At 67.2% G+C, this 22870-nt stretch carries 16 protein-coding genes and 1 pseudogene; 5 read left to right on the top strand and 12 right to left on the bottom strand.

What is annotated here, in order from left to right; all coding sequences use genetic code 11:
- Positions 1 to 11 precede the first annotated feature (11 nt).
- Both I6B53_RS06705 and I6B53_RS06710 read right to left on the bottom strand, forming a co-directional pair.
- The gene (locus tag I6B53_RS06705; RefSeq protein ID WP_216763511.1) at positions 12 to 314 is read right to left on the bottom strand and encodes a hypothetical protein; all 303 of its coding nucleotides are present in this window, start codon (positions 312 to 314) and stop codon (positions 12 to 14) included.
- Position 315: 1 nt separating this feature from the next.
- Complete coding sequence (locus I6B53_RS06710; RefSeq protein WP_216763513.1) at positions 316 to 978, bottom strand: hypothetical protein; 663 nt, start codon at positions 976 to 978, stop codon at positions 316 to 318.
- Between the two features lie 396 nt (positions 979 to 1374).
- Between I6B53_RS06710 and I6B53_RS06715 the strand changes: the two genes are divergently transcribed.
- Positions 1375 to 2406 (top strand): LppP/LprE family lipoprotein, encoded by a 1032-nt coding sequence (locus I6B53_RS06715; protein WP_216763514.1) that lies wholly within the window; start codon positions 1375 to 1377, stop codon positions 2404 to 2406.
- 136 nt (positions 2407 to 2542) lie between these two features.
- Here the strand turns inward: I6B53_RS06715 and ileS are convergent, their stop codons facing one another.
- Both ileS and I6B53_RS06725 read right to left on the bottom strand, forming a co-directional pair.
- Positions 2543 to 5848, bottom strand: coding sequence for an isoleucine--tRNA ligase (ileS, locus tag I6B53_RS06720; protein ID WP_216763516.1), 3306 nt, complete (start codon positions 5846 to 5848; stop codon positions 2543 to 2545).
- Positions 5849 to 6273: 425 nt separating this feature from the next.
- Positions 6274 to 7356 carry a DUF4349 domain-containing protein gene (locus tag I6B53_RS06725; RefSeq protein ID WP_216763517.1) on the bottom strand — a complete coding sequence of 361 codons (1083 nt, stop codon included), beginning with the start codon at positions 7354 to 7356 and terminating at the stop codon, positions 6274 to 6276.
- Positions 7357 to 7971: 615 nt separating this feature from the next.
- On the opposite strand from I6B53_RS06725, the pseudogene trpB reads away from it, so the two are divergent.
- Positions 7972 to 9180, top strand: a pseudogene (gene trpB, locus I6B53_RS06730) (tryptophan synthase subunit beta); the annotation flags it as partial.
- A gap of 58 nt (positions 9181 to 9238) precedes the next feature.
- Complete coding sequence (gene arfB / locus I6B53_RS06735; protein ID WP_216763520.1) at positions 9239 to 9679, top strand: alternative ribosome rescue aminoacyl-tRNA hydrolase ArfB; 441 nt, start codon at positions 9239 to 9241, stop codon at positions 9677 to 9679.
- Here arfB and I6B53_RS06740 read toward each other — a convergent pair.
- The 5 genes from I6B53_RS06740 to glpA are packed head-to-tail and all read right to left on the bottom strand — an operon-like array spanning position 9676 to position 14929.
- A complete protein-coding gene (locus tag I6B53_RS06740; RefSeq protein WP_216763522.1) occupies positions 9676 to 10035 on the bottom strand; it encodes a hypothetical protein in 360 nt (119 codons plus the stop codon). The two genes, arfB and I6B53_RS06740, sit on opposite strands and share 4 nt — an antisense overlap.
- Before the next feature lie 3 nt (positions 10036 to 10038).
- Positions 10039 to 10812, bottom strand: a complete 774-nt coding sequence (locus I6B53_RS06745) for an SDR family oxidoreductase (RefSeq protein ID WP_216763523.1) — start codon at positions 10810 to 10812, stop codon at positions 10039 to 10041.
- 21 nt (positions 10813 to 10833) lie between these two features.
- Positions 10834 to 12102, bottom strand: coding sequence for an anaerobic glycerol-3-phosphate dehydrogenase subunit C (locus I6B53_RS06750; RefSeq protein WP_216763524.1), 1269 nt, complete (start codon positions 12100 to 12102; stop codon positions 10834 to 10836).
- Positions 12102 to 13346: a glycerol-3-phosphate dehydrogenase subunit GlpB gene (gene glpB, locus I6B53_RS06755; RefSeq protein ID WP_216763525.1), complete on the bottom strand. Its 1245-nt coding sequence runs from the start codon at positions 13344 to 13346 to the stop codon at positions 12102 to 12104. The genes I6B53_RS06750 and glpB overlap by 1 nt, the downstream gene beginning before the upstream one ends.
- Positions 13343 to 14929 carry an anaerobic glycerol-3-phosphate dehydrogenase subunit GlpA gene (gene glpA / locus I6B53_RS06760; protein WP_216763527.1) on the bottom strand — a complete coding sequence of 529 codons (1587 nt, stop codon included), beginning with the start codon at positions 14927 to 14929 and terminating at the stop codon, positions 13343 to 13345. Before glpA ends, glpB begins: the two co-directional genes overlap by 4 nt.
- A 243-nt stretch (positions 14930 to 15172) precedes the next feature.
- On the opposite strand from glpA, the gene I6B53_RS06765 reads away from it, so the two are divergent.
- A complete protein-coding gene (locus I6B53_RS06765; protein WP_216763528.1) occupies positions 15173 to 17149 on the top strand; it encodes a M13 family metallopeptidase in 1977 nt (658 codons plus the stop codon).
- A gap of 126 nt (positions 17150 to 17275) precedes the next feature.
- Complete coding sequence (pepN, locus tag I6B53_RS06770; RefSeq protein WP_216763529.1) at positions 17276 to 19846, top strand: aminopeptidase N; 2571 nt, start codon at positions 17276 to 17278, stop codon at positions 19844 to 19846.
- 114 nt (positions 19847 to 19960) lie between these two features.
- Here the strand turns inward: pepN and ptsP are convergent, their stop codons facing one another.
- The 3 genes from ptsP to I6B53_RS06785 all read right to left on the bottom strand — a co-directional run bounded on the left by ptsP (position 19961) and on the right by I6B53_RS06785 (position 22829).
- Entirely contained in the window at positions 19961 to 21646 is a 1686-nt protein-coding gene (ptsP, locus tag I6B53_RS06775; protein WP_216763530.1) for a phosphoenolpyruvate--protein phosphotransferase, read from the bottom strand.
- 4 nt (positions 21647 to 21650) lie between these two features.
- Positions 21651 to 21917 (bottom strand): HPr family phosphocarrier protein, encoded by a 267-nt coding sequence (locus I6B53_RS06780; protein ID WP_216763532.1) that lies wholly within the window; start codon positions 21915 to 21917, stop codon positions 21651 to 21653.
- Between the two features lie 72 nt (positions 21918 to 21989).
- Positions 21990 to 22829, bottom strand: coding sequence for a PRD domain-containing protein (locus I6B53_RS06785; protein WP_216763533.1), 840 nt, complete (start codon positions 22827 to 22829; stop codon positions 21990 to 21992).
- Between the last annotated feature and the right edge of the window lie 41 nt (positions 22830 to 22870).

Consider the following 22870-nt stretch of genomic DNA (forward strand, 5'->3'; position numbering starts at 1 on the left):
GTCGCTCCCTTCTAATATGCGCCTTCAATTGAAGCGGCGGTATCGGCGTCGCGATTCCGATAAGCGGTCGCATTTCGGTTCAAGGCATCAGCTGCCGCTGTCATCAAAGTGTTCGCTCGCGCGCCCTGAGCAGAAACAAAATCGCATACTTCGTTGTATTGAGACACGACGGGGAAGAATATTCCCGCCTTCAAGCCTGTGAGCCTCAGTGCGTTTCCTGCCGTGCCGACGCCCGAACAGGCGGCCGCCCCCGTTCTCCACACGCTGGCTTCGGAATCGATCGCCTCGGTGCATGCTTTGAGTTCAGGATCCACATCAGTTCCCTTCTGCTAGTCGGCTCATGGCGGACATTGCGGCGAATAGAATGTCATCTTCCGGGCCTTCGGGTTCCGTCCGCCGCACCTCCATCATGATCGCATTGATGATGATTTCCGGGCCACGTCCGAGCGCCCATTGCTCATCGAGCCCGATGGACGCGACCGGCCCCGCATGCTTGGACACTCGTACGTTGCCAATCATTCGCTCGGGTGGCGCGTCCTGTCGCGCGCGCATTTGTTGAGAATGTGCGATGAAGTCCTCAGCGAGGTCCGCAATGTCGACCGTCGGGCCGAACGAGGGCCCTGCAGTGGATTCCGCAATCTTGCTTTCGAAGAACTCAGACGGTTCCTTCTTCGTGACGCTCGGCATGTTGAACGGAGTGGAGGAATGCGACGCGCTGGAGAAGCGCGCGGTTTGAGCATCGTCGAGAGCGGTCACAATGTGCGCCGAGAAAGAATCGAGCGCGAGCCCGGTCCGCCACATCTCCGCAATCTCCATTCCGACGAGATGGCCGTCACGATCAACAGTCGACGTCACGATGTCCGCCTCGTCTGTTCCTGTCGAACGTTCAGGGGCCTGTTCATTGATGAGGCGCATGACTTCCGCAGCCTCCATCGCTGAGCGCACAACCTCAACGGGACTCACATCCAGATCCATCATTCGCCCTCCCTGTTGACCTGTCCACGCAGGTCGAATGCTGAAATGGGAATGCTGCAAAGAGTGACCGAACTCCTATTCATCCAGGTGAAGGATGACGGATGTTGGCGGATTCGTCGACACCGAGGCTCTTGGCGTCTCGAATGTTGGTGGCAGCGGACGAGGAACAGGCAAGGCCATGAGGTCCTCTCATCGGGGTGGCTGGCGGGTGCCCTGTGATGCTTGAGGTCGGGTGCGGTGCTCGTTGGGAGGGGCGGGCCCGGGGGGGGATGGCTGCGGGCGTGCGCATTCATGAGACCATGGTGCGACCAGACTCCGCCCCATCAACTCCGGAGGGACCACATGACGGGTCGATCGGCGCCTCGACGTGCGTGTCGAGCTGCCACGTTCTTGCTCGCCGTGGCACTGTTTGCCGGGTGCGCCCCATCTGACGGAGGCCCTTCGGAGGCGCCCTCGTCCTCGTCCGACCAGTCGGCCGCCTCCGGCGCCAGCACCACCCAGTCGGCACCCGACGAGGCCGCCTCCGACTCCGCGTGCGCGAACCTCACCGGCGCCCAAGCGCTTGCCACATGGGGGCCGAAAGTGGCGCAGGCGTGGCCCGACCTGCCTTTGGGCGATCCCCTGCGGTGGGACCTGAAGGAGGCTCCGGTGGACACCTACGACCCGTGTTCGCCGGTCAGCTGGATCGTCCTGTCGAACACCAGTGGGGCAGTGTCCGGGCCGCGGCACATCATGCTCTTCCACGAGGGCACCTACGTCGGCACTGCCACTGCCAAGCCCCTCGCCTACCAGCCGGCGATCCTGCGCAAGGCTCCTGACACCCTGTCGCTCACCTTCCCCTTCGCTCAGAAGGACGACGACCCGGCCAAGCCCACGGGCTCAACCACCGTCGAGTTGCTCATGAACCCCGACGGAAGGGCGACGATCACCGGGACCGTTCCTGCCGAGGCCGAGCCCCGCAAGAACGACGACCTGCCCTCGCCCGTGCCGGGCGCCTGGCCGGGGGCCGGCCGCGCAGCCCCTGCCCAGGCGCAGGCTCCTGCCAAGGTCCTCGAGGCCGGGGCGACTCCCTTCAATCGCCAGCGCACCGCCGTGTTCACCACTCCCTCAGGCAATATCGTGTGTGATCTGACGGTCGGCCAAGGGCGGTGCCTGGTCAAGTCCTACCAGCAGGACAAGACCTACGGGCAGACCGGCGGCATGACCAATTGGGCTGTGCACTCCATCGGCTCGGCTGATGCGGCCGTGGGCGCGCAGAGTGAGGCAACCCCGGCGTGGCACGTCCAGGATTCCCTGCCGTCCTTGGACTACGGGCAGGTCCTGAGTTTCGGTTCGATGGTCTGCGGCTCGGCCGAGACGGGCCTGACCTGCTGGAACACTGAGACCGGCCACGGTGCCTTCATCAACCGGACCCAGACACAGTTCTTCTGAGGGACGAATCTCACGAAGTGACGGACGAATCTCACCGGTGGTGAGATTCGTCCGTCCCATTGGCAAGCGATCCAAAGTCGCGCATGCCACGTCCTTCAAGGTCTGCAAGGCCGCAACCGGCCTCGTCGACCCCCGGTCAGTGCTTCGCGACCGCCACTGCCAGCTTGCCGTCAGCGGCCTCGACAACCTCCAAGGAGACCGACAGGGTCTCCTTGGCGATCATCTCGCTCCACGTGCGCACGGCCTCGACCCGGTCGGAGGGAACCGCAAGGCCCAGGTCGATACGGTCGGCCACGTGCAGACCCGCGTTCTTGCGTTCGTCCTGGACGGCACGCACCACGTCACGGGCGTAGCCCTCGGCCTCCAACTCGGGGGTCAGTTCCGTGTCCAGGGCGACGATGGCGCCCGAGGCCAGCACCTGAGCCACCTGGCCCTCGGCGGCATCGACCTTCGTCACCAAGGAGAACTGGTCACCCGAGAGCGCCACCGGAACGCCGTCGACCTCGACACCCGGGAAGACGACACTCGACGCGTCCTCGCTGACCTCCCACGCGCCCGATTTCTGGGCGGCGAAGAGCGCCGAGGTGACCTTGCGCACCGCAGGCGTGAATGCCCTCGGGTTCAAGGACAGCTCGGTGGAGACGGCCATGCCCGACTCCTGCGGGGTCAGGAAGGTCACCGACTTGACGTTGACCTCCGAGGCCACCAGATCCACACTGACGGACAGGGCCTGGGCGGCGGGCGAAACCACCTGCATGGCAGCCAGCGGCTGGCGCACGCGCAGCGAGTTCGTCTTGCGCAGGGCGTGGGCGCCGGAGACCACCTGACGCACCTCGTCCAAGCGGGCCACCAGTGCGTCGTCCGCGCAGGTCTCGGGCAGAACCGGCCAGTCGACCAGGTGCACCGACTCCTCGCCGGTCAAGCCGCGCCAGATCTCCTCCGACAGCAGCGGCAGCAGGGGCGCCACCACCTCCATGAGGGTCACCAGGGCCGTGTACAGCGTGTCGAAGGCGTCGGCGTCCTCGTCCCAGAAACGCTGACGCTGGGTGCGCACGTACCAGTTCGTCAGCACCTCGAGGTGCTCACGCACCCGGTCGCATGCCCCGCCGATCTCGTAGACGTCCAACAGCTCGCGCACGTCGTCAGCCAGGCTGCGCGTGTGGGCCAGCAGATAGCGGTCCATCTCCGGCAGGGCGGCCACCCGCACCGCATCGAAGAGATCCAGTCGAGAGGCCTCGTACCCCGCTCCCCCGTTCGCGGCGCCCGCGTACAGGGAGAAGAAATACCAGGTGTTCCACACCGGCAACAGCACCTGCCGCACGGTGTCACGGATGGCGTCCTCCGTCACCATGAGATTGCCGCCGCGCACCACGGGCGAGGCCATGAGGAACCACCGCATGGCATCCGACCCGTAGGTGGCGAAGACCTCCGACACATCCGGGTAGTTGCGCAGCGACTTGCTCATCTTGCGTCCGTCATCACCCAGGACGATCCCGTGGGAGACGCAATTCGTGAAGGCCGGCCGGTCGAACAGGGCCGTGGCCAGCACGTGCAAGGTGTAGAACCAGCCGCGGGTCTGGCCGATGTACTCGACGATGAAATCACCCGGGTAGTGCGACTCGAACCACTCGGTGTTCTCGAAGGGGTAGTGCACTTGGGCGAAGGGCATCGACCCGGACTCGAACCAGCAGTCCAGCACGTCCGGGATGCGCCGCATCATCGACTTGCCCGTCGGGTCGTCCGGGTTGGGCCGCACCAAGGTGTCGATGAAGGGTCGGTGCAGATCCTTGACCTCGACCCCGAAGTCACGCTCCAGCTCTGCGAAGGAGCCGTACACATCCGTACGCGGGTGGGCCGGGTCGTCGCTCACCCACACGGGGATGGGCGCACCCCAGAAGCGGTTGCGCGAGATCGACCAGTCGCGGGCTCCGGCCAGCCAGTGGCCGAAGATGCCGTCCTTGGTGTGCTCTGGCACCCACGTGATCTCCTGGTTGAGCTCCACCATGCGGTCCCGGAACGCCGTGACCTTGACGAACCATGACCCGACGGCCTTGTAGATGAGGGGCTTTCGGCATCGCCAGCAGTGCGGGTAGCTGTGCACGTAGGACTTGCGCTGGACCAGGACTGCGCGCCGTGAGGCGTCCACGCGCGCCAGCGGCCCGCTGCCGTCACGCAGGTCCGTGATGATCGGCTTGTTCGCGTCGAAGACGTGCATGCCGGCGTAGTCGTGCACTTCGGAGGTGAAACAGGCGCCGTCGTCCACAGGGATCACGGGAAGGATGCCGCGCTCCTGACAGACGAACATGTCCTCTTCACCGAAGGCGGGGGCGATGTGGACCAGGCCGGTCCCGTCCTCGGTGGACACGTAGTCGCCGGGGATGATCGTCCAGCCGTCGGGTCCGGGGGCCGCGCCCACAGCCCGGTGTTCGGCGTCGTCGAAGTAGTCGAAGATCGGGTGGTAGCGGCGCCCGGCCAGCTCCGTCCCCTTGAGGCGTGCCAGGACCTCGGGGCTCTGTCCCAGTTCCTTGGCATATGCGCCAAGGCGCGCCTCGGCCAGGACCACGTCCTGTCCGGCCACGGGCGAGTCCATGTCGGCGGCCACACGCACGACGACGTAGTCGATGTCCGGCCCCACGGCCACCGCCAGGTTCGAGGGCAAGGTCCACGGGGTCGTCGTCCAGATGAGCACCAGTTCACCCACCTCGGCCCCGGCCAGCAGCGGCTCGGTCAAGCGCATGCCGACGGTGACGGTGTCATCCTGCTTGTCCTGGTAGACATCGTCATCCATCTTGAGTTCGTGGTTGCTCAGTGGCGTGCGGTCGTGCCAGCAGTAGGGCAGGACGCGGTGCCCCTGGTAGGCCAGGCCCTTGTCGTACAGGGTCTTGAACGCCCAGATGACGGACTCCATGTAGTCCGGGTCCAAGGTCTTGTAGTCGTTGCGGAAGTCGACCCAACGCGCCTGGCAGGTGACGTAGTCCTCCCATTCACTGGTGTAGCGCAGCACGGAGGAACGGCAGGCGTCGTTGAATGCGCCGATTCCGAGTCCCCCTTCGCGGGTGATCTCGGTGACGTCGTCGATCTGGAGGATCCGCTGGGCTTCGAGTTCGGCGGGCAGGCCGTGCGTGTCCCATCCGAAGCGGCGTTCCACCCGGTGGCCCTTCATCGTCTGGTAGCGCCCGACGACGTCCTTGACATAGCCGGTCAGCAGGTGCCCGTAGTGCGGCAGGCCGTTGGCGAAGGGCGGGCCGTCGTAGAAGACGAACTCATTCGAGCCGCAAGTGCCGGCATCGCGCATTTCGACGGAGCGGCGGAAGGTGTCGTCGGCGGCCCAGAAGGCCAAGGTGGAGCGTTCAAGGGACGGGAAGGAGGGACTGGCCTCGACCTCGGTGTCCCTGTGGCGGGGGTATGCGCCGCGCTTGGGGGCGGGGGTGCTCTGTGTCATCGTGTCCTCGCGTGGATCGTCTCCCGTTCACAGGGACGAGTCCCGACCTCGTCGGTTCCCGCGGTACCACCCCGCTTGCCCTGTCCTCTCCCGAGGGCGGGGCCGCTTGATTGGAGGCTGTGTCGGGCCCACCCGTCCGGTTCTAGTGGGGGCCGGGCACCTTACCCGGCCCTGTTCTTCCGGAGACTCCCCGGTGATGTCCCCGCACGGGGCCGGATCGACGTCGTGCGCCCACTGTAGCCCTTTGGAGCGACCGGTCACGCATCAGGGCGAGTGCTCTTGGACTCACTTGCGATCCGATCCTCGCGGGCACGGCGGTGACGCGCTGCCCGAGGGCGACCTCCCGGTTCTCCCAAGGGGCCATGCGGGTGCCAGATGCGACGAGGGCGTGACCCGCGCATTGGGTCGCGCCCTCGACGCACAGGTCACTGGGTCGGCGAGGACTCCCCGGAGTCAGCGGGGGTGGGTGCGGGCTGAGCCGGCGGTACGACTTGAGCCGCCGGCGCGGGCGCCCCCGCCCCGATGGTCTGCACCCCTTGGGGCCCACCCGGCGCCGGGTCGACCGGCGTCATCGGGGCCGATCCGGGCACGGCCCCGGGGGTGAGTGGGGTGGGCGATGCTTCAAGGGCCGCCTGGGTGACGCGGCGACGAGCGCGCCGGCGCGACCAAGCCGCAAGCGGGCCGACGATCACCGCCAGTACCACCAGCCACGGAGCCAGCATGACCAAGCCTTCGATGAGTGTTCCCATGGAGCTGCTGAAGGAGTCCCAGGATCGTTGGAAAATGTTGCGGTCCGGGTCGCCGGGGCGCACCTCACCCGTGAAGGAGACGATCAGAGTCGACATGGCGATCTGGTCCGACAGATAGGTCTTCTGCGCCTTGAGGGAGTCGAGTTCGGCCTGACGGGTGGCCAGTTCCTTTTCGACCTCGAGCAGTTCCGTGGTGGTCTTGGCTCCAGCCATGAACTCCTTGAGGCGCGCGATCGAACCTTCGAGGGCTTCGATGCGGGCATCGAGGTCTGCCACCTGTGCGCCGACCTCTTGTGCGTTGGTCGACTGTTCGACAATGGTCCCGACCTGCCGCAGGTGGTCGATGAGGGTGTCGTAGGTCTGTGCGGGAACCCGCGCGGTCAGGCTGGCCGTCGCGCGTGAGTCACTGCCGTACACATTGGTGGAATCGACCCTGCCTCCATTGTCGGCCACCCACTGGGCGACCTCGGCCATGGCGGATTGGGGCGAGTCGACTCGCACGGAGGCCGAACCGGTGACGACCACTGCGCGTTCCTTGACGGCAGCCCCGGGCTCTGCAGGCGTGGAACCGCCGGCGGCCTCGTCCTGAACCGTGGTGCCACCGGCGGGCTCGGGCCTGAGGGTGCGATCTTCGCTCGCAGTGGATGGAGAGGACGTGTTGGTCGACTCCAATCGTTCATTCGTGGGGCCGAAGACCCCGCCGCACCCCGACAGGACGAAGGCCACGGCCAGTGCCGCTGCGGCAAGTCTTGCGCGCATACGCGTCTCCTTTCAGCTTCCGGGGGCCGCGCCCCTTCATGCTCACCAGAGTGACCGAGGTCTCGGACTCCCTCAACCGCAGGAGGCCCTTGTTGCCACTCCGTGACCTATTCGGAACTGTCCCGGGATCACCGGCCGCCCCACGCATCGCACACGATTCCGGCGGTCGCAGCGGCCACCACACACCCAAGACCCCGGAATTCCGCCACTGTCGCCAGCGGCGCGAAGCACCGATGACCCACATTGTGTGCGCAATGGGCGGCGGGGGCGGCCCGGCCCTGCCATCCGCATGGCGGACACCCGGTGCCGCCGGTCCCACTCACATGCGTATGGTGAGTGCCATGACGACCTGCACAGTTCGCTCCTGGTGGCTCACCTGTCGGTGAGCCCCTCGTCGTCACACCCGTTGAGCGCTCGCCACCGATGGCGGGCGCTTCGTCGTGCAGGGCCCGCCCCGGACCGGAGAACCGGAGAGCACCGAACCACCCCGGAGGCCCAGACATGACCACCTCGACATCCACCGATCCTCGAATGACAGGCGCCGCCCCCACTGCGGGCCACATCCCCACCGGAAACATCGACGGACTTGAGGCCCCGACTCCGCGCAAGACCCTCCTTCCCGCCTGGTTCGGTCGATTCGGAGGTCAGGAGGTCCCCGACTTCCTCCTCCCGGCTCTCGACGAACTTGAAGCCGCCTACGTCGACGCCATGGGCGACCCGGCATTCCACCAGGAACTCGACGAGCTCCGCCGGAGTTTCCTGGGGAGAGAGACTCCCCTCTTCGAGTGTCACAACCTGCCCCTGGGAGGTGGCGCCCGAATCATCCTCAAACGTGAGGACTTGGCGCACGGGGGTGCGCACAAGGGCAACAACGTCCTCGGTCAGGCCCTCCTGGCCAAGAGGATGGGAAAGACGCGCCTCATTGCGGAAACGGGCGCGGGACAGCACGGAACCGCCACCGCCATGGTCGCGGCTCTGCTGGGCATGGAATGCGTGATCCACATGGGAGCCCACGACGTGGCCCGTCAAAGGCCCAATGTCGAACGCATGGAACTCATGGGCGCCACCGTGGTCCCGGTGACCCGCGGCAGCGCCGGACTCAAGGACGCAATCGACGTGGCGTTGGAGGAATGGTGTTCGCGCCTGGAGGACACTTTCTACCTTCTGGGCTCTGCGGCAGGACCCCACCCATTCCCCACCATCGTCCGCGAGTTCCAAGCGGTGATCTCCCGGGAATCGCGCGCCCAGTTCCTGCAAACCTTCGGTCGTCTGCCTGATGCGGTCATCGCCGCCGTGGGAGGCGGCTCGAACGCGATCGGGGCCTTCGCACACTACCTGGACGATGCCGAGGTGGAGTTGATCGGAGTGGAGCCCGCTGGCAAGGGACTGGACTCGGGTCAGCACGGCGCGCCGATCTGCGCCGGCCGGGTCGGCCTGCTGCACGGGATGCGTTCCTTCGTCATGCTGGGCGAGGACGGGCAGGTCATCGCCTCCCACTCGATCTCGGCGGGCCTGGACTACCCGTCGGTGGGGCCCGAGCACGCCATGTTGGCCGAGTCCGGACGCGTGCACTACGTGGGCATCACGGATGAGGAGGCCCTGGACGCCTTCAAGGCGCTGAGTCGCCACGAGGGGATCATCCCGGCGTTGGAGTCCTCCCACGCCTTGGCGCATGCCCTGAAGATCGCATGTGAGCACCGACGGGCCGGCGCGGCCAAGGCAGATGTGTCCACAACCGGCCTCCCGGATGCCGACACTCCCCTGCTGCTGGTCAACCTGTCCGGCCGTGGCGACAAGGACATGGAACAGGTCGCCCACCTGCTGTGAGGAGGTGCTTGCTCCGGGTCGACACTGCTGTGGCGAAGGGCGCACACTGCTCTTCATGGAGGATCTGCGCATCGACCCGGGGCCGGGCTGCCCGGAGGGCCTGGTGCTGCCCGCCGGCGAATTGGTCGAACGTTTCTCCCATTCGTCGGGCCCGGGCGGACAAGGGGTCAACACCTCGGATTCGCGCGTCCAGCTCTCCTTCGACGTGGCCCGGACCCGCGCCCTCGACGACCGTCAGAGACAACGCGCATTGGCCGCCCTCAAGGACCGCCTGGTGGACGGCGTCCTGATGGTCAGCGCGCAGGAGAACCGATCCCAGTACGCCAACCGTAGGGCCGCCCGTGAACGTCTGTCGGCTCTGCTGCGGGCCGGCATCGCCCCCACCGTCGCACGTCGGGCGACCAAGCGGACCAAGGCGTCGACGCTGCGCCGTCTCCATGCCAAACGCATGCGGTCAGACCTCAAGGCCCAACGGCGCCGACCGAGCGCCGACTAGCCCACGCCCGGCCGAGAAGGCTCCGAGGCGGGGGCGTTCGGGGGCGCCTCCCCAAGCCTCACAAGAGCGCCCGTGTCGACCTCGAGGAGTGTCTGCGCGCTTTCCTGGGGCCTCGGAGGAGCGCCGGAATCGACCTCGAGCACGCGGCTCGCACACGCCTGCGCCTCCTGGGAGACGTGCGAATCACCCGTCACGAAGATCTCACTGATCGCACTGAAAGCCGACCCCGACGAGGACGAGGACCTGCGCCGCCAGTAGACCCATCCCTTGGCCTCCGCCCACAGGGCAAGCCTGTCAAGGACGAAGACCCCCACGGCGACCAGCGCGATGACCAGAAGGATCCGAGCAGCCGACATGGCTCAGACCTTCCGGTGCACCAGCGTGTTCGTCGCCTGGGCGACCGGTCGCACGACCATCAGGTCGATGTTCACGTGCTGCGGGCGCTCCAGCGCCCACACGATGGCCTCGGCGACGTCCTCGGCGACCAGAGGCTCGGCCACGCCCTCGTACACCTTGTCGGCGGCTTCGGGCGAACCCAGCCTGTTGAGCGAGAACTCCTCGGTGCGCACCATTCCTGGCGCGATCTCCACGATGCGCACCGGTTCACCGACCAGCTCCTGACGAAGCGTGTTGCCGATGATCCGCTCGGCGTGTTTGGCGGCCACGTACCCGGCGCCACCGGGATAGGTGTCGTGTGCAGCGGTGGAGGTCAGGAACAGGACGTCGCCGCCCCGCTCGCGCATGCCGGGCAGGAAGGCGCGTGTCGTGCGCAGGGCCGTCATGACATTGCGTTCATACATCTGCTGCCACAGTGCCACCTCCGCGTCGGCCACCCGGTCCACTCCCAGCGCTCCCCCGGCATTGTTGACGAGGGCGTCGACGTGGCCGCCTGCCAGCACCTCGCGCGCCATGGCGTCCACTTCGTCCTGCACGGTCAGGTCTGCGGCGAACCACTCGCAGCCCGTCTCCTTGGCCAGGGCGATCAGGCGTTCGGCGCGTCGTGCGACGGCGACCACGTGCCAGCCGTGCGCACGCAGGAGACGGACGGTGGCCTCACCGATTCCGGTGGAGGCGCCGGTGACGACCGCGCGTCGGGGAAGGGTTTGGGGGCCGGAGGCTGCAGTGGTGTCCATTCCCCCATTGTCCCTCACGGCTCACCCGTTGGGCAGACCGTAGGCCCTGTGGATCAGCCAGATCGGGTGGACGACATTGGCGCCCGTGGCCGTGCGCAACTGCCATCGGCAGGTCTCGGTGTCGCAGGCCGCCAGTTCGGCGTTGACCTGTTTGATGAAGTCGAAGACCGGTTTGCCGACCGCCTGCGCGATGTCGTACTTCTCCTTCTTCAGGCCATAGGTGCCGGCGATGCCGCAGCACGGCTGGTTCGACTCGACCACTTCGACACCGGGGACCAACTGCATGAGCTCAATGGCGGGCATGCCCATGCCGGTGGATTTCAACTGGCAGGGGGCGTGATACGGGATGGTCACGTCGATGCGCCGGAAATTGAGGTCGAGTTCTCCGGCGTCGTACAGGTCCATGAGGAACTCGCAGATGTCGCGGGTGCGCACGGACACGTCCTTGAGTTCAGGGGTGTCGATGCCCAGGATCTCGTGGGCCTCGTGCTTGAGCATTCCGCCGCAGGAACCCGACGAGGTGACGATGGGTGCTCCCCTGTTGACGCTTCGCAGGTCGGCGGTCAGGCGGGAGACGTACTTGCGGGCGTCGTCGTACAGGCCATTGGACTGCAGGGCCAAGCCGCAGCACCCGTGTTTGGGGACCAGGACCTCGTAGCCCAAGTGTTCCAGGACCAGGACGGAGTGGATGGAGGTCTCGACTTCGAAGTACTGGCCTGCACACCCGTGGAAGAAGATGACCTGCCCCTTCGTGCCGGAGCTGGGCAGCGGCGTGTGCTTCTTGAACCAGCCTTCGAAGGTGCGTCCGGCCGCCTTGGGCATGGGGGCGCTGCGGTGGATGCCGACGACGGCCTCGACTGCCAGCCGGATGGGTTTGACGGTCAGCGCCCAGTTCGCGATGGGAGCCATGGGGGTCATCGCGGCACCCATGAGGGTGGTGCGCGAGATGAGGCGGTCGCGCAAGGGGATGCCGATCTCCTGCTTCATGGCGGTGCGCGCGTGGTGGTTGATCTCGGCGACCTTGACTCCTTGGGGACACACGAGGGTGCAGGTGCCGCAGGAGGAGCAGTAGTCGATCGAGTGGTCGACGACGACTCCGGGTTTGCGGTAGCGCTCGCCCTGGGGGCCCACGAACTTGGGTCCGGGGAAGAGGTCGGTGACGCGGGCGACAGGGCACTGGGTCTCACAGATCGTGCACTTCACGCAGGCGTCGAGGCTTCCGCGCAGGGCCAGGTGGCCGCCGACGACATCGATGGGATCGGAGTGGGTCATGGACTGTTCGATGGTCATCACAGGCTCCTGAGGATCGCGTCGGCTGCTCGCAGGGCACTGACTAGGGCGATGCCCTCGCCGGACTTCTCACGCCACCTGGTGGCTCCGCGCAGGTTCCCTCCGGCGGCGTGGACATTGTCGAGGGCGGGGGCGCCGTCCTCGTCGAGGACGCGCATCTGGTCGTCGACGCGGAATCCGGCGCGGAAGAGGGGCTGGTCGGGCCCCCAGAAGTCACCGTGGAGAAGGGGCCCGTCGGGTGCCCACACCGGCAGGTCGAGGACGGTGTCACGTAGTTTGCCCCGCGAATCCAGTTCGAGGGCGGCCGACTCGAAGCCGCCTGCAGCCAGCAGGACGTGGCGCGCCTCGATGGTGCGACCGCCACCGGCGGAGTCGACGGTGACGGAGGTCAGGGTCTTGCCCTGGCGCTGGTGGCCCACCACGGAGACTCCGGTGATCAGGCGTGCGCGCTGCTTGACCATGGCGGTCAGGGCTCGGTCCAGTCGCATGCCGGGAACCGAAGGTGGTTGCAGGGGGATCTCGAAGACGTTGTGGCCGATCATGCGGGTGAGGTCATGCCAGGCGTGCCTGTTGTCCAGGCCGAGCACGGCCGGCAGGGCGACGACTTCGCCCTCGCGGACCAGGGGTGTGAGAGCTTGGGCAAGGCGGCGCAGGTTCTCGGGATCGTCGAAGGCGCGGGCGTGGACGAGTCCGCTGGAGTCCTTCTCCCCCGGTCGGATCTCCAGGTCCACCCATGCGGCTCGCGCGGTGATGGCAGTGCCGCCGGGGTAGGTCTGTTTGGACAGGTTGTCTGCGACGAGGGCGGCCGGGAAGTCCTTGAGGCGCCGAAGTCCGACGACGACGAGGGGGCGCCCGTCGAGCACTCCTGCGACCATGGAGGGTTGGATGAGGGCTGTGGGTCGCAGCGCGCCCACGGCAGTGGGCAGCAGGACATTGCGGGTGGTCTCTCCCACGAGCAGTTCCGGGCCCATGAGGTCCGCGAACCATTTGACGGCGCTGATGACCTGGTCGCAGGTGGTCAGGCCATAGGGGTGTTCGGCGTGTGCGGCGGCGTGGGCGGTCACGGCGGCGGGCACGTCGACCACGCGTTCGGGCGAGTAGCCGAGGATGTCGACGGTGCCTTGTCCCAGTGACAGCCCGCCGATGCCTCGGGTGACCAAGGTGACCTTTGCTCCCGCGTCGGCCAGGCGAATGGTGGCGGCCAGGCCGGCAAGGCCTGCGCCGATGACGACGACGTCCCTCATCGGACGACCTCCTCGGCAGGTGCGGGCACGTGTTCGACGTCGAGTGTGCCCTCGTGGATCCAGTTGTCCAGCGCCGCCTGTTTGACCTGGGCGCCGTTGAGGATCGGCCACAGGCCGATCCACCTGTTCTTGAGGAACAGTCGTAGCAGGCCGTTGGCCCGGTCGGCGTCGATGTCCCCACGTTCGTGCGAGATGCCGGTGGCCCTTTGGGAGCAGAAACCGCCCTGGCAGGGCCCCATGCCCAGTCGACTCTGGCGACGCACGTCGTCGAGTTGGCCTCCGGCCACCGCGTCCATGGTCTTCTCGATCATCTTGTGGGTGACCAGTTCGCATTCGCAGACGATCTGTTCGTCGCCGGGGGCGCGCTGGGTGTGCTCGACCGAGTACAGGCGGTGGCCGATGGTGTGCAGCGGGCGCCCTTCGGCGCCGGGCACCACTTCGTCGGCGGTGGTGCACGGGCGCTTGTCCCCCATCTGGTCGCACATGATGTCCACGATCCGTTCGGCCATGAGCCGGTATGTGGTGAGTTTGCCGCCGGCGATGGAGAGCATGCCGGCGACCCCGTCGCGGGTCGTGTGGTCGATGATGCTCATGCCGCGCGCCATGTGGCGGGTGTCGGTGGAGGCCACGCGGGAGTCCTTGACCAGGGGGCGGGCCCCGACCCAAGCGTGGATGGCCCGGAACTTGCGGAAGCCCGGGATCATGGTTTCGCCGGCGTCGAGCATCTGTTGGACCTGTTCGGGCAGGATGGGCAGGTTGTCGGGGTCGTCGGCCTTGACGTCGGTGGTGCCGATGATGCACACGGGGTGGTCGGGCACGAGGATGTCGCCGTCCGCCGGCCACACGCAGCGGTTGAGGACCGTCTGGGTGAGGCGGTGGTTCATCGCCACCATGATGCCCGCACCGGGCACCACTTCCACGCCGTGGCAGTCAGCCATTTCGGCGATCCTTCCCGCCCAAGGGCCGCCGCAGTTCAGGACGAATGCGCATTCGATGCGCACGTCCTCGCCGCCGCGTTCGTCGTGGCAGATGACGGCTTCGACGTGGTCGTCGGCACGCAGGATCCTGGTGACACGGTGGTAGGTCAGGACCGTGGCCCCGTGGGCGATGGCCGAACGTGCGGCCCCCCAGACCATCTGCCAGCCGTCGACGGCGCCGTCGGCGACCTCGAAGGCGCGTTTGAGGCCGGGGTCCAGTCGGGGTTCGCGTCGCAGTGCCTGCGAGGGGCTGATTTCGTTGGCGGGGACCTTGGCAGCTGCCGCGCGGGCGAGGAACTGGTCGGCGTAGTCCTCGTCGTCGACGGAGGTGGTGACGAAGAGGCCTCCGGTGTCCTCGATGGCGGTGGGGTGGATGCGTTTGAGGATGAGGTTCTCCTCGGCGCATTCCGTGGCCGACTCGGGGTCGGAGGCGATGTAGCGTCCACCCGAGTGCAGCAGTCCGTGGAATCGTGCCGAGGTTCCGTGACACAGGTCGCCTCTTTCGACGAGGACGACGCCGAAGCCTCGCATCGCCACATCTCTGACGACACCCACACCTGTCGAGCCGCCGCCGATGACGACGACGTCGGTCTTGATGGTCCTCACTCCCGTCCCCCTCAACGGTTCGTCGGCGGGCTCCGCTGCCCGCCCATTGCCACCAATCCTCCCGCCACCCACCCGACTTGCACGTTCGCTTCGCACCTTGTGAACGTACGTGCACGCGTCGGGTGCTGACAGCTGTCACTTTCGCACAGTCTCGACCTGGCCCTCCTGCACCTGCAATGCCCCCGCGTGAAGCACACGCGCTCCTCCACCGCAGCCGCGCCGGAGAACCACTAGGGTGTGCCCATGAGCGAGCCCACCCCTGACACGACCGTTCCCTGCTCCGACGTGCGCCCCCAGGACGACTGGTTCCGCCACGTAAACGGCCAGTGGCTGGCCACCCACGAGATCCCCGCCGACCGCCCCATCGACGGCGCCTTCCACGCCCTGCGAGACTCCTCCGAGGAACGATCCAAGGCCATCTGCGAGGAAGCCGCCGCCGGCACCATTTCCGGTCACGGGCCAGCCCTCATCGCCACCATGTGGTCGCGCTTCATGGACGAGGAGGCCGTGGCCGCAGCCGGAGCTGCTCCCCTCGATGCCGAACGGCAGGTGCTCGCCGAAGCCACCACCCGTGAGGACCTGGCCGTGGCACTGGGCCGTCTCCAGCGCTGGGGCTCCGCGGGCCTGGTCGGCGTGTGGGTCGGATCCGACCCACACGACCCCGACGTCACGATGCTCACCTTCACCCAGTCCGGCATCGGCCTGCCCGACGAGGCCTACTACCGTGACCCCACCCACGCGGAGGTCCTGGACGCCTACCGCAACTACCTGACACAACTGCTCACCCTGCTCGGAGGTGAGATGGCCGCCACCGCCGCCACGACAGCGGCGGCGGTCGTCGACCTGGAAAAGGCGATCGCCTCCCACCACCGCGATGCCGTCGCCAACCGGGACCCGCTGGCACACGACAACCCCATGAGGTGGGCCGACCTTCCCACCCTCGCGCCCGGCTTCGACTGGGAGGGATGGGCCAAGGGCCTCGGCCTCGACACGCACATCGACGCCGACACCGTCATCAACGTCCACCAGCCCGACTTCCTCACGGGAATCGCCGCCCTGTGGGCCGCCAGCGATCCCGACCTGTTGCGGGTCTGGATGCTCACCGACGTCGTCGACTCACGTGCTCCCCTGCTCTCACCCGACTTCGTGGACACCCACTTCGCCTTCCACGGCACCGTCATGGCCGGCACCACCGAGAAGCGGGCCCGCTGGAAGCGCGCCCTGTCCTTGGTCGAGGCGACCCTGGGTGAGGAACTCGGCCTGCTGTGGGTCCAGCGCCACTTCCCGCCCTCGTCCAAGCAGCTCATGGACGCACTGGTTGAAGCCCTGCTGCGCGCATACGACGACTCCATCCGCGCCCTCGACTGGATGGGTGAGGCCACCAAGGCAAAGGCCCTGGACAAACTCGCCTCCTTCACCCCGAAGATCGGCTACCCCACCACGGTGCCCGACCGATCCGACCTGGAACTTGGCGAGGACCTGGTGGCAGGAGTGCGCATGTGCGCCGCACACGAACGCGACCGCGACTTCGCCAAACTCGCCCACCCCGTCGACCGCACCGAATGGTTCATGACGCCGCAGACGGTCAACGCCTACTACAACCCGACGATGAACGAGATCGTCTTCCCCGCCGCCATCCTCCAGCCGCCCTTCTTCGACCCCGAGGCGCCCGACGCCGCCAACTTCGGTGCCATCGGAGCGGTCATCGGCCATGAGATCGGACACGGCTTCGACGACCAGGGCTCCCGTTACGACGGTCACGGCGCCTTGGTCGACTGGTGGCAGGAGGAGGACCGGCAGCGCTTCGAAGAGCGCACGGCCGCCCTCGTCGCCCAGTACGACGTGCTGATCCCCGCGGATCTGCGGACGGGCTCCGCCGATGACCCGCACGTCAACGGGGCTCTGACCGTGGGCGAGAACATCGGGGACCTCGGCGGCTTGTCCATCGCGTGGAAGGCGTGCCTCGACGTGCTCGGCGCACGCGGACAAGAGGTGGATGAGCAGGTCGCCCGCACCTTCTTCACGGCGTGGGCCCACGCGTGGCGCTCGAAGTCACGCCCGGAGTTCGCCCGACAGATGCTGGCCGTCGACCCCCACTCGCCCGCCGAATTCCGGTGCAACCAAGTGGTGGCCAACATGGACGCCTTCGCCGAGGCTTTCGACGTGCACGAAGGGGACGGCCTGTGGATCGCCCCCGAGGAGCGTGTGCGCATCTGGTGACCCGCACTGTGAGGCCGCCCGCACCCTCGCGATGTGCACGGCCCGGGCCCGGCGTGCGAGCATGGACAGGACGTGCCCTCCCCGCGGAGAGCACAGCGAATGGTCCTCACGTCTGAAAGGTGTCACATGCCGGGCCTGAACCTCACGCGCGACGAAGCGGCACAGCGATCCTCCCTCGTCAGCGTCTCCCACTACGACGTCGTCCTCGACCTCACCCAGGGGGACACCGACTTCCGGTCGACCACGACCGTCACCTTCGACGCCACCGAAGGCACCTCCACCTTCGTCGACCTCGTGTCCTCCTGCATCCACTCGATCACCCTCAACGGCGAAGGTGTGGGCGTGGATGCGCACAAGGACTCGCGCATCGAATTGCACGGACTGGCCGCGCACAACACCCTGGTGGTCGACGCGAACTGTCAGTACATGCACACCGGCGAGGGCCTGCACCGCTTCGTCGACCCCGCCGACGGTCAGGCCTACTGCTACTCGCAGTTCGAGGTGCCCGACGCCCGCCGCGTCTACGCCTCCTTCGAACAGCCCGACCTCAAGGCCACCTTCCGCTTCACCGTGACCGCCCCGGCCGGGTGGAAGGTCTTCTCCAACGCCCCCACCCCCACCCCGGAGGTCCACACCGGCGAGGACGGAGTGGAGCGCTGGACCTACCACTTCGCCACCACCGAGGTGATGTCCACCTACATCACCGCCATCGTCGCTGGCCCCTACGTCGGCCAGACCTCGTCGCTGACGAGCGCCGACGGCCGCGAGATCCCACTGGGCGTGTACTGCCGCGCCTCCTTGGAACAGCACCTGGACGCCGAACGCATCCTGGACACCACGCGCAAGGGCTTCGCCTTCTTCGAGAAGCAGTACGGCATTGCCTACCCCTTCACGAAGTACGACCAGATATTCGTACCCGAATACAACGCCGGCGCCATGGAGAACGCCGGATGTGTCACCTTCCGCGACCAGTACGTGTACCGCACGCGCCCCACCGAGGCCGACCTGGAGACCCGCGCGAACACGATCCTGCACGAGTTGGCCCACATGTGGTTCGGCGACCTGGTCACCATGAAGTGGTGGAATGACCTGTGGCTCAACGAGTCCTTCGCCGAGTTCATGAGCCACCTGGCCCTGGCCGAAGGCACCGAGTACGTGGATGCGTGGACCGGCTTCATGCTGCGCAAGGACTGGGGCCTCAAGCAGGACCAGCTGCCCACCACCCACCCGATCATGGCCGAGATCCGCGACCTGGCCGATGTCGAGGTCAATTTCGACGGCATCACCTACGCCAAGGGGGCCGCGGTGCTGCGCCAGCTGGTGTCCTACGTGGGTCGTGACGCCTTCCTCGCCGGCCTGCACGAGTACCTCAGCGCCCACTCCTACGCCAATGCGACGCTGGCAGACCTCATGACCGAACTGGAGAAGGCTTCCGGTCGCGACTTGTCCGCCTGGTCGAAGGTGTGGCTGGAAGAGGCCGGTGTGACACTTCTTCGCCCCACGATCGAAGTGGGCCAGGACGGGCGCATCGTCCGCGTGAGCGTCGAGCAGGAGTCCTTCTCCGAAGGATCCTCCCTGCGTCCCCACCGTCTGGCTGTGGCCGGGTACTCCCTGGACGAGGGCGGAACCCTCAAGCGGGTTCTCCATGAGGAGCTCGACGTCGAGGGCGCCTCCACCGAAGTCGCCTCCTTCGCCGGAGCCGAGCGACCCGACTTCCTCCTCGTCAACGACGGGGACCTGGCCTACGCGAAGGTCCGCCTGGACGAGCAGTCCTTGGCCTTCGCCGTGGGCAACATCACCGCCTTCACCGATTCCCTGACCCGCAATGTCGTCATGGCGTGCGCGTGGGACATGACGCGTGACGGTGAGATGGCTGCCTCGGCCTACCTGGAGCTGGCTCTGTCCGCCATCCCGGTGGAGACGAACATGCCGATGCTGACCCTTCTTCTGCGTCACGTGGACGAGACCGTCCGCACCTTCGTGGCACCCGCGTCGCGCGCCTCGGCCCAGGTGTCAGTGGGTCAGCGTCTGGCACTGCTGGCCAAGGTCGCCCCCCAGGGCTCCGACCAGCAGCAGATTCTGGTCCGCGCAGCCGCCCGCAACGCCTCCGACGCCGACCAGGCCGCGTGGCTGCGCGCCCTTCTCGACGGCACGGAGACCTTGGAAGGTCTGGAGGTGGACGTGGATCTGCGTTGGGTCCTCCTGTTCAACCTCATGCGTCTGGGCGCCGCCTCCATGGCCGATGTCGAGGCGATGGAGGCCGAGGACGACACGATGACCGGGCGTCAGAACGCCGCCGCTGCCCGTGCCGCCCGCGCCGACGAGGTCGTCAAGTACGCCGCATGGGAGTCGATCCTGCGCGATGCCTCCATCCCCAATGACACCCGCTGGGCGATGGTCTCCGGCTTCTGGGCGCAGGCCCGCACCACCCCGGAGGAGTACACCCGTTTCGTCGACGACTACTTCACCTCGCTGGAGAGCGTGTGGGCGGCCAACACCTTCCACACCGCCGAAGACATCGTCACCCTCATGTTCCCCTCGGATCTGGCGGGCTATGTCGAGGGCCTGGATCTGGGCGCGCGGGGCGAGGCCTGGATCGCCGAGCACCCGCAGGCCCCCGGCTCGCTGGTGCGCATCATCCGCGAGCGGGTGGCCGTGGCACGCCGTCAGGAGTCGGTCCAGGCGGCCGACGCCTGAAAGGTGCCGCCGCCCCGAGCGGGCTCGGTGCGGACATGAAGGAGCCCCGCTCCCCCACTGTTGCCGGTGGTGGGAGCGGGGCTCCCCCGTGTCACGGGGTGGACCGGCCCCGGTTCAGACCAGGGCGAGCATCGCCGGGGAGACGAGTTTGAGGACGTTCTCCCGGCCCTGCTCCGCGGTGGGGGCATCCACCGCATAGGCCGCCATCTGCTGGCACGTGGCCAGGTCGTGCATGCGCAGGGCGGCGCGCACCGCATTGACCTTGCTCGGTGCCATCGACAGGGAAGCAACCCCCAAGCCTGTGAGGACCAGTGCCAGCAGCGGGTCGCCGCCGGCCTCGCCGCACACGCCGATGGGTTTGCCGGTGGAGCGGCCCCCCAGGCAGGCCAGTTTGATCATCTGCAGGACGGCCGGCTGCCACGGGTTGAGCAGCGGGGCAAGTTCCCCGTCCATCCGGTCGGCGGCCATCGTGTACTGGGTGAGGTCGTTCGTACCGATGGAGGCGAAGTCGACGATGTCCAACAACTGGTGGGCTCTGATCGCGGCGGCGGGCACCTCGATCATGATGCCGACCTTCGGCAGACCTGCGGCCCGGGCCTTGTCGGCGAACCACTTGGTCTCCTCCATCGTGGACACCATGGGAACCATGACCCACAAGTCGGTCTTGGTACGCGCGTGTGCGGCAGCCAAGGCGGCCAGCTGGGTGTCGATGAGGTCCTCGCGCACCTGGCACAGACGCAGTCCGCGCCTGCCGAGGGCAGGGTTCTCCTCCTCGCCCAGGTCCGCGAAGCTCAGCGGCTTGTCGGCGCCGGCATCCAGCGTGCGCACGACGACCCGGCGTTCCCCGAAGGACTCGAGGACCTTCGTGTAGGTCTGTGTCTGCTCCTCCAAGCTGGGGGCGTCCGCGCGATCCAGGAAGAGGAACTCCGTGCGGAACAGCCCCGCCCCTTCCAGGTCGACCACTGCGGCCCTCGCGGCGTCGTCGACGGTGCCGATGTTGGCCAACAGCTTGACCTTGTAGCCGTCGTAGGTGGCACCCTCGCCCGAGGAGCCGGCCAGCGCCTTGGCGCGGCGCCGTGAACGTTCGTCGAGCAGCTCCACCTCCTCGTCGCTGGGCGAGACGATGACTTCACCGACGCCTCCGTCCAGGGCAAGGATGTCGCCGTTGTCGACCTCCAGGATCCCGGTGGCCTTGACCACGGCGGGAATACCGAGTTGGGCGGCAAGGATCGCCGTGTGCGAGGTCGGTCCTCCGACCTCGGTGATGATGCCGAGGACGACCTCCGGGTCGAGGGTCGCGGTTTCGGCGGGCGCCAGGTCGCGGGCGACCAGGATGACCGGTCCGTCGACCTGGGGCACACCCGGCGCGGGTACTCCCAGCAGTTCGCAGGTGACGCGGTCACGCACGTCGTAGAGGTCAGTGGCACGTTCGGCCATGTAGCCGCCGAGCGCTTTGAGCATCTCGGCGTACTCCTCGACGGCCGCGTGAACGGCGGCGGTGACTCCAAGCCCCTTCTTGAGCTTCTTGTCGACGGCCTTTGCCAGGCCACGGTCGGCCGCAAGTTTGGCCGTGGCCTCCAGGATCGGTCGCGACTCGGCGGGGGCGTTGGCTGCCCGTTCCTTGAGTCCCACCGAGACTGCGGCCAAGGCTGCGCGGACGCGCTGGCCGTCGGCGGCCGGATCGGTGCTGGCGGGCTCCGAGGTGTCCACGCCGGGGGCGGCCTGGACGATGGCGGCGGGGGCGCAGGCGGTGCCGGCGGACACCCCGATCCCGTGAAGGATCCGGTGTTCGGCGCTCACGAGTTCACTCCTTGTCGAGGTCGCGCGAGAGCAGCTCGACCAGAGAGTCGAGGACTGCCCCGGCGTTGTCGTCCTCGGTGGACAGGGTGACCTCGTCCCCGTGCTTGACGCCGAGGGTCATGATCTCGAGCAGGGAGGCGCCGTCGGCTTCCTCACCGTCGAAGCTGATGACGACGTCGACGCCGGACTCGTCGACGGCTTCCGCAAGCAGGGCTGCCGGGCGTGCGTGCAGGCCGACGGAGGAGGCGACGGTGACGGTGCGAGAAATCATGCTGGTTCCTTTCGCTGAGGTCTGTCCATCGTTGGACAGGAGGACCCTGTCGCCCATCGTACGGGCGCTGGGTCACTTTTGTGGGGCGGGGGCGGAAAGTCGTGCGAGGTGCAGGCTCAAGTAGGCGACCTCGTCCTCGGACAGGGAATCGCCAAGACGCAGTTCAAGCAGCTGGGCGATGGTGTGCGCGCAGGCGCTGGCCTGCGGACAGGCCTCCTGGATGGAACGGACGACGCTTCCGACGTGGTCGCGCAGTTGCTCGTCCTTTCGCACGCGCACGAATAGGTATCGAAGGTGGGTGATGAACCGGCCGACACTGATGGACTCCGGGTCCAGGGTGACTCCCAGTCCGGTGGCGGCCACGTCGAGGATCTGTTGGATGACTCCTGTCATCGTGTAGGTCCATGACAGGTCTCCGCCCGAGAAGCCGGCATTGACCAGGTGCAGGGTGAATGCGGTGGCCTCCGCGCGCGGCAGGGGCACGTCGCACTGGGGGGCCAGGGCGTTGAGAAGGGCAAGCGCCTTGGCGTACTCCTCCGGGTAGAGGTGAAGGACCTCGCCGGTCAGTGGGTACTCGATGACGTCACCCTTGCGGGCGCGAGCGAGGGCGAAGCCCAGGTGGTCGGCCAGGGCGAGGACCAAGGTCGGGCTGGAGGAGTCCTCGATTCCGGCCTCGCGCATGGCCGTCACGACCATCTGGACGTGTTCGGGCGGGATCTCGGCCAGAAGTTGTCCCATGTGGTCGGGATCTCGGCCGTCGCTGGGCACGAAGACGCGGACGATCTTCGTGTCGTCGACCTTCTGACCCGGTTTTGCCTGAAAGCCGAGGCCACGCCCGGTGAGGATGACCTCAGTACCGTCCTGTCTGCGGGCGAGCACGACATTGTTGTTGAACACACGCAGCAGTTCCATGTGGGGTCCCTCCTTTCCGGGCGTGGCCGTGGCGCTCAGGT

Origin of the sequence: Schaalia sp. 19OD2882 (genome assembly GCF_018986735.1) — a bacterium.
Classification (GTDB): Bacteria; Actinomycetota; Actinomycetes; order Actinomycetales; family Actinomycetaceae; genus Pauljensenia.